11 protein-coding genes are annotated in these 13,131 nt (G+C 38.7%); 2 read left to right on the top strand and 9 right to left on the bottom strand.

Annotation, left to right across the window (positions count from 1 at the left end; all coding sequences use genetic code 11):
- The first annotated feature begins 72 nt into the window (after positions 1–72).
- Entirely contained in the window at positions 73–1,485 is a 1,413-nt protein-coding gene (locus BA768_RS07390; RefSeq protein WP_065720277.1) for a caspase domain-containing protein, read from the top strand.
- 97 nt (positions 1,486–1,582) lie between these two features.
- Positions 1,583–2,722, top strand: coding sequence for a hypothetical protein (locus BA768_RS07395; protein WP_034976031.1), 1,140 nt, complete (start codon positions 1,583–1,585; stop codon positions 2,720–2,722).
- A gap of 426 nt (positions 2,723–3,148) precedes the next feature.
- On the opposite strand, the gene BA768_RS07400 is transcribed toward BA768_RS07395, so the two are convergent.
- The 9 genes from BA768_RS07400 to BA768_RS07440 all read right to left on the bottom strand — a co-directional run bounded on the left by BA768_RS07400 (position 3,149) and on the right by BA768_RS07440 (position 13,131).
- On the bottom strand, positions 3,149–4,573 hold the full coding sequence (locus BA768_RS07400; RefSeq protein ID WP_034741432.1) for a bifunctional metallophosphatase/5'-nucleotidase: 1,425 nt from the start codon (positions 4,571–4,573) through the stop codon (positions 3,149–3,151).
- A gap of 11 nt (positions 4,574–4,584) precedes the next feature.
- Complete coding sequence (locus BA768_RS07405) at positions 4,585–5,034, bottom strand: DsrE family protein (RefSeq protein WP_034741435.1); 450 nt, start codon at positions 5,032–5,034, stop codon at positions 4,585–4,587.
- A complete protein-coding gene (locus tag BA768_RS07410; protein ID WP_034741437.1) occupies positions 5,034–5,639 on the bottom strand; it encodes a TlpA family protein disulfide reductase in 606 nt (201 codons plus the stop codon). The genes BA768_RS07405 and BA768_RS07410 overlap by 1 nt, the downstream gene beginning before the upstream one ends.
- A gap of 18 nt (positions 5,640–5,657) precedes the next feature.
- Positions 5,658–6,200 carry a TlpA family protein disulfide reductase gene (locus BA768_RS07415; protein WP_034741440.1) on the bottom strand — a complete coding sequence of 181 codons (543 nt, stop codon included), beginning with the start codon at positions 6,198–6,200 and terminating at the stop codon, positions 5,658–5,660.
- On the bottom strand, positions 6,200–7,306 hold the full coding sequence (locus BA768_RS07420; protein WP_042279168.1) for an efflux RND transporter periplasmic adaptor subunit: 1,107 nt from the start codon (positions 7,304–7,306) through the stop codon (positions 6,200–6,202). The genes BA768_RS07415 and BA768_RS07420 overlap by 1 nt, the downstream gene beginning before the upstream one ends.
- Positions 7,307–7,320: 14 nt before the next feature.
- Positions 7,321–10,479, bottom strand: coding sequence for an efflux RND transporter permease subunit (locus BA768_RS07425; RefSeq protein ID WP_040995556.1), 3,159 nt, complete (start codon positions 10,477–10,479; stop codon positions 7,321–7,323).
- A 9-nt stretch (positions 10,480–10,488) separates the two neighbouring features.
- Complete coding sequence (locus BA768_RS07430) at positions 10,489–11,856, bottom strand: TolC family protein (RefSeq protein WP_034741446.1); 1,368 nt, start codon at positions 11,854–11,856, stop codon at positions 10,489–10,491.
- Between the two features lie 104 nt (positions 11,857–11,960).
- Positions 11,961–12,329 (bottom strand): hypothetical protein, encoded by a 369-nt coding sequence (locus BA768_RS07435; RefSeq protein ID WP_123851096.1) that lies wholly within the window; start codon positions 12,327–12,329, stop codon positions 11,961–11,963.
- A 97-nt stretch (positions 12,330–12,426) separates the two neighbouring features.
- Positions 12,427–13,131 (bottom strand): thioredoxin domain-containing protein, encoded by a 705-nt coding sequence (locus BA768_RS07440; protein WP_034741451.1) that lies wholly within the window; start codon positions 13,129–13,131, stop codon positions 12,427–12,429.

Genomic DNA, 13,131 nt, shown 5'->3' on the forward strand with positions numbered 1-13,131 from the left:
AGCTTGCAAAATTCTAATTTTCTACATTTTATCAACGAATATTTTAAAAACATCCAAAATCGACTTAGATATATGAAAACATTAGCAATTATAATTGGCAATAACAACTACTTTAAAGGAAATGAATTAACTAACGGAGAAAATGATGCAAATCAAATTGCTGGAATCTTTAAAGATTACAATTATGAGGTAAAATTATATCTAAATATCGATCAAAAAAAAATAGTTGAAATTTTACAAGAATATAGCGACTTACTAAAAGATTTTGATGCATCTATTTTTTATTTTGCAGGTCACGGATTCGAAGTAGATGGAGAGAATTTTTTGGCGAGTATCGATTCGCAAATTCCTCCTGAAAATAAATATGTGGCAAAACAAAATTGTATTACTTTAAATGATTTATTTGACATATACAGGCAAAATCCTACTAAATTAAACATAGTGATATTAGATGCTTGCAGAAGATCATTTGGTCGCGGGACTGCACTTGGATTTAGTCCAATTATAGCTCCTAAAGGATCACTAATAGCATTTTCAACATCTCCAAATGAAGGTGCTTTAGATGTCGGATATGAGAATAATAGTATTTATACGGGCTCACTAATAAAGCACCTCTCGTCCGAAAGGATAGCTGTCGAAGATCTATTTAAATCTGTAAGAAAGACAGTTTTTGCATTGTCAGGAGGAAGACAAACAACTTGGGAACACACCTCATTAATTGGTGATTTTTACTTTTACAAACATCAAAAGCTAAATATTTTAAGCCTACCTTATAATCCGAATGTTTTGAAAGATGAAAATTATTATGAAGATTCAGAATTTTACAAAAAAATTAAAGAACTAAAGACCTACAATTGGTACAAACAAAATCCTGCAATTGATTATTTAATAACAATACCAGTAAGTCAATTAGATAAGGACCAAATGTTCATTTTAGGAAGAAATTTATTACAATGCGCTATTGGTGGGGCAAATTCCGCTATGACATTTTTTGAAAATCTTAATAGGTCACTACTAGATTTTCAAATAAACTCCGAGAATCATATTCTAAATGGAATTCTATTTGAAATGTATTACGACAGCAAAGGTGAATTCAGATTTAATAATTTTAAAGGAAATTATAGAGAAGAAATTTTTAAATTAAGAGATAATCCAGCATTCAATCAATCATTCGATTTCATAAATGGTATTTTAATTCAACAGGATTACTCTGTATTATTTTTACCAAATTCGCAGACAATAAATATTGAAATTAAATGCAGCCAAAAAACAACAAACGATGGTTTTGGAGATAGAATAGTCCAGGTGATCGAATCAATAATCTTTAACGGAAATGATATTAAAAAAGAAATATCGAAGTATTATATTGATGGGTATAATGAAAATGGATTAAAGACAGTCCTAGCCAAATATCTTAATGCGCCAGTTGAATCGATAAGAATTAATTCGAATTTTGAACTTAGATACATTAGATTTATTATATAAAAAACACATTAAAATAGTTTAAAATTATTTTATCTAAATCATTGAAGATGCTTAAAGCCGGAAAATGAAAACCCAACTACCTGCATAAAAATAGAATATGAATATTGAAAAATACAAAGAAAATGCCCTGAAAATATTATTTCCAATAAAGCAAGTCGATGATAATACAAAAGCAAACGAAAAACTATTATTTTTTGCTGAAAGAAGTGATGCAGGAAGGGAGATACAGGATTACTACTTAGTTTATTTTCTATTTGTAAATTTATTAGGTTTCAAAGACACAGGAAGATCTGAAAAGCTGGCTTGGTCTATTCCAATTGATTTTAATGGTAAAGCATTTCTGATTGAACACAGGAAAATGGGAGTTGGGGTTTTTATTCAAAATAAGGAAGATGAAGAAGATGCGAAAATAATTACTAAGAAAATTAACGGTGCGATAAAATCTTCAAGACCATATTTTAACCACTTGGCAGCAGAGGCTATCAAGAGTTCCGAAATAAATATTGTAAATAATAATGGATATTTATTTGAACGATTTAACTATTTTCTAAATCTATATAAATCAGAAAATAAGAAACTAGAAAAATTATCTAAAGAAAGGATTTCTATTGATGGCACTTTTGTTCTAGGTTCCAAAAATTACTACAAGATACGGCAAAGCACAAAATGGTTAGCAATTTCAACTATTGAATCATTTTTTAGCTGGACAGAACATCTATTTATTCATCTTGCTATCCTTACACAAAAAATAAAAACAGGGGAAGAAGTCACAAAATTAATCGATGCCGAATGGAAAACTAAATTCAATACTGTCATATCTGACGATATGTTAAAGGAATATTATATTGAATTACTGATGATAAGGAATCAGGTAAGGAACTTTGTTGCTCACGGTGCATTTGGAAAAGACGGCAATGCATTCCACTTTCATTCCGGAGCCGGTGCTGTACCAGTAATGATGAACTTTAATAAGACTAAAAATAGGTTTTCTTTTCAAGGCACACTGGAATTTAAAGATAATGAAGTTATATGTTTGATAGAATCTTTTATCTCTGATATGAATAGCAGCAATTTAAAACCTGCACTCACATATACCCAAGGGCAAGGTTTGATCACAATATTACCTTATGCAAGCAATGGGATGTATGAATCTGCAATGCACGATAATGATATTATGGAAAAATTTTGTGATCATTTGCAGGGAATATTTGATAACTCAGCAAATATGGATTGGTAATCTAAATCTATAAATAAACTTACAAGCCAATGACAAAAATTGAAAGGGTAGAGCAATACTTACACGAATTTTTTACATATAATATTTTTGAGTTCAATGATTTTTATAGGAAGTTTATTACTAGAGACTCGTTGTAGTTTATCTCTTAAAAAAATATTGTGGAAAATTTCAATTTGAACGATTAATATCTCACAGATTTCCTACGATATAAAACCTACTTTATTTTTACAAATATTTTTAGATTATATTAATAATAAAACAGACTGAACTTGAATGATGCCGCAGACGGATCAGTCATCACTCTAACAGGATTTACTAATCTGGAAAACTTTATCAACAGCCTGATCTTATAGCAACATTCAATCATCGTAATTGCCCAGCACATAAAATAAAAGGCAGAGGATCTTCGGATCTTCTGCCTTTATTTCAGACCAAAAGAAAAGAATCTTCAGATCTTTCAATGTGAAAATTATTCTCAAGATAATATGTCATTGCTGTTATGGCATTAGATCCTGTCTCTGTGCGGTTTTTCCCATATTTCTTTGGAACATCCTGCTCGGTGAGGAAAGCAACTTTGTAAACCTTGTCTTTTTGTAAATGTCTTCCCTGAAAATAGATTTCCTGAATTCTGTAACCCGGCGGATTTTCAATGCGCATCAAAATTCTCAATCCGTTGCAACGCTTAACATAACCTCCCATTTGTTTCATCGGCTCTGCGGAAAAGGTCCGCTCCAGATTTTCTTCTAACATTTCAAAGATCTCTTTTCCAGTGAGCTCTGTGGTGGAAATAGGCGGATTCATCGGCACGATTTTGTATAAGTCCCAGAGGGTAATATTTCCGACATTTATAGGTGCACCATAGCGCCATCCGTTGGAAAAGGAGATCTCAACGTCCGTCGCAAAATTGACGGCAGACAGAAGAAAGTCATCCATAGTAGAAGACAGCGTGGAATAGCGGTGCAAAATATGTTCTGTCGTCCCCAATACTGTACTTTTCATTTCAGCAAAAGACTGTAGACTTTTTTCCACCAGATCTTTAACTTCTACATCTTCATCAATACTGTCGTCAGTTTCAATGATCTTGTAATCAAAATGTGTAATCATTCCATTTTCGACATCAAGCTTTAGATTTCCTACAAATGATCCGTGGCAGCCACATTGGATGATAATGCAGTTTCCTGCTTTTTCTGCTTCGTACATCCTGTTATGGGTGTGTGCACTGAGACAAATATCGATTCCTTCCACTTTTTTGAGCAGTTCGATATCTTGCGGATAACCATTGTGCGACAAAAGAATAATAATGTCCACAGCATCCTCTCTTAATTCTCTGACGCATTGATTCGTCTCTTCAATTCCATCGGTCACCGTTATGCCTTCACTGAACTTCTCCGGCATTGTCTTATCGATAATATTGGAACAGATCCCGATTATACCAATTTTGAGTCCTCCAATTTCAGATATTTTGTAAGGTAGTAGAAATCGTTTTCCCTGCTCATCAAAAACATTGCAGCCCAAGACGGGATAATTGAGCTGGCTTTCCAGTTTTAACAGATGTCTTGGTGTATAGGCAAAGTCCCAGTGTCCTACCATTGCATCAAATCCAAGTTGGTTAAGTATGGGAATCAAGACCTCTCCTTTCGACTGTACCACCGGAACTGTTCCGTGAAACGTATCCCCTCCGTCAAAGAGCAATGCGTTCGGATTTTCTGCCCTGATCTTTTTGAAGATGGTCTGAATTCTGGCATAACCTCCTGCACTTTTAACATATTCTTTCTGATAGTCATAAAACAGCTCTGGATGGGGTTCCATATAGCCGTGCACATCGTTGATGAATCCTATTGATAATTTCATAATTTCCAATTTTAGGGTTTAACTATTGCCCATCCTTCATCCTGTCTCAAAATCATTTCCCCGTTTCCGCTGGGGGTGTAATTTACAAACTCAAATAATTCGGACTTTTCGATCTTTTTTTCACGAAGGGTATTTTCGCACTGTACCATCACTACCCCCTTATCTTGCAGACCTGTAAGAAGTTCCCCGTAGGGGTTTTTCTTTCTGAACATTTCCACTCCGCCCCCAAAGGCCAGCAGTTCGACCTTCAGTTTGCCTTTCAGCCTGGGATCTTCCATCGCGTTATTGATATTTCTGATAATGACTCTGATTTTCTGGTCATCACCTTCATTGATCACATACAAAGCCTTGTACTCCTTATTAATAGATTTTGCAGGTTCGTAAACTGTTGCCTTTTGCGCAAAACCCATAAACCCTGTCAGGAAAACTGAGAAGGTCAATATCTTAATTAAGTTTTTCATTATTTTTCATTTAAAAGTTGATTGATTTCTTGATAGAATGATTCTTTGCTGTAGTCTGCCATTCCCGCATGATGCATCCTAATTTTTCCTGATCTGTCCAAAACGACGGTCGTAGGAAGTGAACCATTAAAAAAAGCAGTTGGAATCGAACCTTCTGCAACTAAAAACGGAACAGTGAATTGTTCTTTTTCAAGATACATCTTACCCAAGGCGGTCTGCTCATCCAGATTGACTGTAAGAAAAACAAGATCTTTATTGGATTTAAATCGGTCGTAGAATGTCTGAATCGAAGGGAATTCCGCACGGCAAGGCGGGCACCAGGACGCCCAGAAGTTAATAAATACCACTTTTCCCTTGAGGTCAGAAGTATTGATGATCTCACCTTTATCATTTCTGACACTGAAGTTTTCAGTACTGGACAAAGGAGTCGACTCAACGGCCGGCTCTGTTTCCTTTTCTTCAATCTTTGAGTTCATAAGACCGGTAGAGATGATCTGGCGCATCAGCCAGGCTTTTGCATCGGGACTCACAAGCAACACGATGAATATTGACACCAAAAGTGCCGTACTCCAGTTCTTCCGAAGCCATATTTTAAATTTTTCCATTGTTCTTATTTTAATAAATTATTGTCCGGTTAACTTTTTCAGCGCTTCATAAATCTCAGGTCGGTCAAAATCTTGCCCTCCCTGCATCTGTGCTTCGAGTTCTCCTTTTTTATTAAAGATCAAAGTCGTCGGAATTGCTCCCTGAAAGTACTGCGAAGGAATAGTGTCTGCTGCTACATACACCGGAAGATCGTAGTTTTTATCCTTCATAAATTTCTTAGACTTTGTCAGGTTGGCTTCCACATTGAGAAGGACAAAAACGATATTGTCATTTCCCTTGAATTTGTCTTTCAGGTCTCTGATGCTCGGCATTTCTTCGACACAAGGCCTGCACCATGTGGCCCAGAAATTTACAAAGACCACCTTCCCTTTCAGTTCACTCAAAGCAATTTTCTTTCCGTTCTCATCGATTAAGATGATATCCTCATTATCATTTACATTATTTTGTGGGATGGGCCCATCCTGATTCTCAACTCTTGATTGCATCGCACTCAAAGAAAAAGAAAACAGGGTCATCATAAGAATGAAAATAGGTGTTTTAAATTTTAAGGTCGTTATCATTATTTATTTTTTTTTGGGGTTGATATCTTTCCTTCCTCAATTTCTTCGGAAGGTTTTACTAGAACTTTGTCATGGCCGAATAGTGCACCAAAGACCTCGGTCATTTTTTCGTAGGTGATTCCTTCTTTCACAGCAACTCTGCTTACCGTATTATCATTGAAGGTCATCACAAAGGTTCCGGATTGAGTCTGCAGAATACTTTTCGTGGGTACAAAAAATGTAGGTGCACTTCTTTTCAGATTGAGCTGGACCTGTGCATATTCCCCCCCTTTTAAGACAGTGCCCGGATTTGGAACGTCAAACTCAAGGGTCATCGAACGGTTTTCCTGACTGATAACACCGGAATTCCTTGAAAGATGCGCTTCAAAATTTTTTCCCGGGATAGAGTTGACCGTAAATTGCGCCACTATCCCCTCATTGACACTTGATGCATGTTTTTCAGGAAGAGATACCGTCAGTCTCAGCTTATTTTTCTGAGCAATACTGAAAAGAGCCATTCCTGAATTGGGACCAACCAAGGCTCCTACCGACAGATTCCTATCCATTATCACACCACTGAAAGGTGCCGTGATCCTAAGGTACTGATTCATCTGTGAAGACCTACCGGTGCCCGCTTTTGATGCCTCGTATGTTGCTTTGGAACTCTGCATAATGCTTTTAGCCCTATCCAGTTCTATGTCGGCAACAGCTCCTTTTGTACTGGCCGCGTCCTGCAATCGCTCAAAAGCCTGTTTAGCATAAAGATAGTCGGTGTATGTTTTCTGCTGTGAAGATTTATCGGATAGGTAATCCTGATTCATTTCTGGTGCTTCCAGAACTGCAAGAAGCTGACCTTTGGTCACAACTGAACCTCTGTCAACATAAATTTTCTTGATAAATCCGGCAACCTTCGCAAAGATCTGCACCGATTCATAAGGTTTCAGTTCGCCTGGAACGGAAATCTGATAAGTGGGATTTATCAGCTTGATTTCTGTGGTCACGAAAGACCGAGCAGGCTGAACTGTTTTTTTTGTTTCATTTTTACTTTCCTTTTCGCCCGAGCAGGAAGCCATTCCCAAAAGAACGACCGGAATGAAGATGTATTTTATTTTATTGATGATTTTCATTATTTTTTAATTATTTAAGATTGTACGAAAAATTTACTTTCCTCATCTTCCGGATCCAAGGAAGGATTTGAATGTCCTGCATTGGACATTACTGCTGCAAAAAAATGCGGAACCAAAAGCAGAATGGTAAGAGTGGATGCGATGATACCACCGATAACAGCTCTACCAAGTGGAGCAACCTGCTCAGAACCTTCCCCGATACCGATTGCCATAGGAATCATCCCGGCAAGCATCGCCAAAGCGGTCATCAGTACAGGGCGGAGTCTGGACGCCGCTGCCATTCTCGCAGAATGAAGCGCACTGATATGGTAATGTTTACGGTAGTACTCTGCCTGATTGATAAGTAATACGGCATTTGAAACCGAAACACCGATGGACATAATCATCCCCATATATGACTGGAGGTTGAGCGTACTGCCGGTAATGAAAATCAAAACAAGACTTCCCACGATCACGGAAGGAATCACGGAAAGAACAACAAAAGGTACTTTAAATGACTGATAATAAGCAGAAAGCATTAGGAATATCGCTAGTACTGCCGCCAAAAGTCCCATTGCAAGACTGTCGAGTGTATCATCCAGTAGCTGCAGTGTGCCTTCTGTCCAGACAGAAACACTTTTTGGAGGTTTTCCGGTCTCACTGATGGCATTTTTTACCGCTTTGGAAGCAGAGCCCAGGTCTTTTCCGTACACATTTCCGATAATTGTTACATATCTCATAGGTCCCTTTCGGTTGACCTGTGCAGGTGCGGTCGTTTTTTTAACTGTAGCGATATCTTCAAGAACGGGTCTCGGGCTGTCTTTTTTCAGTGGAAGTGATTTCAGGATCTCTTCAGAGTTCATTATACTTTCTGGAATCTGGACCTGTGTCTGAAAGACAAGTCCTGATTTTGGGTCGACCCAGAGGTTCTTGTCGGTGTAGCGGGTTGAAGAGGTAGCGGTCACAAGACTGCGTGTCACATCCTGCATCGTCAGTCCGAACTGCGCAGCGAGATTTCGGTCTACGTTGGTCTGTAACGTCGGATATTGAAGTGGCTCTGCAATGCGGACGTCTCGCAGGAAATCGTTGCTTTTCAGCTTTTCCTCTATTTTTTTTGCGTGAGATGCCGCCAGTTTCAGATTCGGAGATCCTACCTTGATTTCTATCGGGGTCATCGATCCCTGTCCAATAATTTTTTCGGTAAGTTCCATCGGTTCAAAATTGATTTGTGCTTCAGGATGCTTTTCAGCAATCTTCTTGCGGATCTTTTCTTTCAGATCTTCCATAGACCCTGAAAAGATCTCCTTATTTACAGAAACCTGCAAAACAGACTGGTGTGTTCCGTTGGTGAAAAGAAATATGGGATTGATCGGCGTTGCTGCCGGATGTAAACCGACATAGGCCGAACTGATGCTGACCGCATTTTCCGGCAAAATACCTTCAATATCTTTGAGAATATCCTTCACCAGCTTTTCAGTTTTCTCCAGACGGCTTCCCTGTGGCGCATCAATTCTCATCTGAAAATCACCGCTGTTGGAAAGAGGCATAATATCGGTTCCCAATGAGCGCATCATTAAAAATATTAAAAGGCCCGAGAAAATGATATAGGCCGAAAACAATACCAAAGTCCTTCCCGACCATTTTCTCATTTTGTGACTGTAGCCCGTTCTGAATCGATAGAAAAAACTCCTGTTTTTAACATAATGCTTCTCAATATGCTTATTCTTCATCATCCAGTTAGCCAGGATCGGAACGAAGGTCTGGGATGCCAGAAAGGAAGCTATCATTGCGAATGCAACTGCAAAAGAAAGCGGAAGAAACATATCTTTTGGAATGCCCGTCATAATGAAGGCAGGCGTAAGAACGGCCAGAATACATAATAATATCAGCACCTTCGGAATGGAAATTTCAAGTACTGCATCAAGAATGGCTTTGGGTTTGGTTTTCCTCATTTCCATATGCTGGTGGATATTCTCGATCGTGACCGTAGCTTCATCTACCAAAATTCCGATGGATAGGGCTAACCCACTCAAGGTCATTATATTAATAGTATATCCTGCAAAATAGAGCACACAGACGGCTGTTAATATTGCTATGGGAATTGTAAAGACCACGATCAGTGCACCTCGAAGGTCACCAAGGAAAAGAATAATGACCAGTCCTGTAAAAAGTGCACCCAAAAGTCCTTCATGAATTAGATTTGAAAGGGAACGTTCAATATATTTTGACTGGTCAAATTCATAACTCACCTTCACATCATCCGGAAGCTGATCTCTCAGTTTTGGCATTGCTTTTTTTAGATTTTCAACTGCTGTCAGTGTTGAAGCATCTGATTTTTTGATCACCGGGAGATACACAGAGCGTTTCCCATTGACCAATGCATATCCAGATGTCTGGTCAGCTCCATCCTGAACATTGGCTACATCACCCACGTAAAGAGTTCTACCGTCTTGGGTCTTTATCGGGATTTTAAGAAACTCCGCAGGATCTTTGGCTATGGAATTGATCGGTGCCATATAATTCGTTTCGCCCATTCTGATATTTCCTGCTGGCGAAGGATGGCTGCTTTTTGTGATCGCCAAAGTAATTTCTTCCGGACTTAGTCCGTTACTCTGCATTGCAGCCGGGTCAATATTTACAACGATCGAACGGATGTTACCCCCAAAAGGTGCCGGAGCCGTAATACCGGGAATCTCAACAAACATCGGCCGGATTTTGGTTAGGACCATTGTCTGAAGCTCTGTTACAGAGTGATTGTCACTTTCAAAGACAAGTTGACCGACCGGGAGTGAATTACCGTCAAACCGCACAACCATAGGCGGTACTGCACCGGGTGGTAAAAATCCCATTGCCCGTGAAACCTGCGTGGAAACCTCACCTGCAGCCTGCGCCATATCGGTGCCTGGATAAAAGGTCAGTTTCATTAAGGTCAGTCCCTGAACACTTTTGAAATCAATATTCTTGACACCATTCACAAAGAGTAAAACTTTTTGAAATTCATTGGACATAAAACCATCCATATATTGAGGTGAAAGCCCTCCGTAAGGCATCGCAATATACATTGACGGCAACTCTACCTCCGGGAAAATATCTACTTTTATTTTTTTTATAGCTGTAAGCGAAAGCACAATGACCGACAGGAAAACGACCATGACGGCAATGGGCTTTCTGAGCGCAAAACGTATTAAATTCATTCTAAAATTTTAAAGTTGGGTAAATAAATAATCAAAATCGCCGGTGAGTTCAGCCTTTGCTATGACCTGCTCCCAGAATTCTTTTGCGGCATCGATCTGACTTTTTTCTGCATTTTCAAGAATCTGACGGATCTGTAACAGTTCAGTGAGGGTAATAAGACCACTCTTGTATCTTGCTACATACATTTCGTAGGCATCTGATGCGCCTTTCACAGAAGCACTTTCTTTCTTAAGTTGTTTTTGCTGTTCTACAATCCTGCTTTCAAGGGCTTTAATCTCAGTCTGCATTGATAGCTGATACTGGTTTTCGAGATAACCCAGACGTTCCGCTTCTTTTGACAGCATATTGGCTTTTTGCCTGTTCGTATGAAGACTGCTGATATTCCACGTCAATCCAAGTCCAACAAGAGCATTGTTGGCAGAATTGGAGAAACCATCGGTAAATTTCCCTGAGACATTGCCATATGGATCGGATCCTGAACCTCTGTAAGCATAACCTCCCAAGATCTTAAGCGACGGAAGTGATGATCTTCTCTCTGTTTCCGCTTTGGTCTGATAGTATTCGGACTCCTGATGGATGGACTTTAAAAAAGGATGTGATGGATTAACCTTCTCACTGTTAAAAGAATTTATTTCAGGGTCAAGAAAATGACTGACCTGGTAATCCTCTACTTTAAAATTATCAATGTAAAATTCCTTAAGTTTTTCTGTGGCTGCCTGCTGCTTTCCAAACCAATTATCTTGCATTGCCAATGCCTGAACGTACGATGAATAGGTAAGTACAGAATCTGCTTCCGGTTTGAGACCGGCACGCGAAAGGGCTTTGCTTGAACTGTGGATTTCTTCGAGCCTCGTCGAGTTTCTCTCTGCCCATCTGAGCTTGGCGCCATTAAAGACATAGTCAAGATAACGTTGTGATAGCAATTTTTTGAGCCTCAGCAAATAGGATTCTTTATCTGTCCTGAGCTTTTGTGTGAACTCATTTGCTGATCTTTCCTCGGATCTCTGACGCCCGAAGTTGTAGATCTCGTACTCCGCAATGGCTGAGCCGAAATTGTTTGAGGATAAAGAGGAGCCCGAATTCCTGTTTCCGGAAACATTAAAAAAACCGGACTGTGGGAAAAAACCACCACTGCTTCCCTCTAATGTTCCGTAGGTATTTTGATATTGAAGCTTTACCTGTGGTAATGCCTTGGATTTTACTGTCTCTTCGTTATATTCTGAAGATTCTATTGCAGACTCGGCTGCACGGATCCCTGAATAGTTTTTTTGTGTTTCTGTCCATATTTTACCCAAAAGTGATTCTTGCTGGGCATAAAGGACAGACTGCTGAGTAATCAGCCCAAAAATAAGGACTGAAAGACTTTTTCTTATCATTGTATGAAAGATTAACAGTTACCGAAATGATTCCGATAAGGATTAATAAAAATTTAAAATCAATCGTTTGAGTCTCTACAAGAAGAGACCAATTAAATTTTAAATCAAATGATAAGTTTGCGGTATTGTATGAAGATGGGAACCGTAATTCCAATTTTGGAAGTACTGTAAAATGGATGTTCTCTAAGATTTATAAACAGAAATGCCCCTGCAAATAGAATGAATGTAAATGCAGCAAGCTCCTGAAATTCCGCCACTGAAAAATGGGTATCATTTTTAGCGGTAATTTCTCTTTCCTTGCAAAAGTTGCAGACAGAGGCCGTGGTTGTGTTGGTGGTAAATTTCTCCTTTGGTGCGGAGGTATGACTTTTAGCGGAAGGCTGCAGACTGAGTAGGTTTTTGATACCGTATTTTACAGCGCAGGAAGAAATTAAAATACATATAATGAAAAACATTGCAATAACGCTTTTCATTATATGATTGGTATTTAATTTCTGATAAGTCATTCCTGCAAATATAAATTTTTAATTACTAAGGTCAAAAACATTAACAGAATTTATATGAAATACATTATTGTGCAATCTTGTTTTTCACTTCCTGCTCTGTTGCAAAACCTAAATTATCCCAGACTAATTTATCGTTTTTATACAGCTTCAGGACCGGTAGTGCAGAAACATTCAGTTCTTTGCAGAGTTCTGTATTTGCATCTGCATCTATTCTTAAAATTTTCACCTTATCCGGCATTTCAGCAGCCATCTTTTTAAGGTAAGGCTCCATCTTTTTGCAGGGAGCGCACCATTCTGCATAAAAATCCACCAGAACGGGAGTATTGCTTTTCAACATTTCCTTATACTGGGCAAGACTAATTCCTGTAGCAGTTGATGCTTTGATCTCCGGAAGCTCAGCGTTCCTCCACTTCATCATTCCTCCCTGCATTTCATATACATTTTTAAAACCGATTTCCTGAAGTTTTGCAGCGGCGGCCGTACTTCTGGGTCCGCTCATACAATACACAAATACAGGTTTATCCTTATCGAGCGCTTTTGCTTTCTCTGTGAAGTCATCTGCATTCCAGTCGATGTTCATTGCACTTTTAAGATGACCGTTACGAAATTCTCCAGGTGTTCTTACATCAACCAATTGTGCATCTTTGGTCTGGTCCAATTTTTTAGAAAATTCTTTGGCAGGAAGACTGCTCTCGCTTTTGTTACTCTGAGCTTTTCCGCATCCTGTAATTGCGATGAGAAAAAATACAACGATTAGGTTTTTATACAT

Source organism: Chryseobacterium sp. CBo1 (assembly GCF_001693475.1).
GTDB lineage: Bacteria > Bacteroidota > Bacteroidia > Flavobacteriales > Weeksellaceae > Chryseobacterium > Chryseobacterium formosense.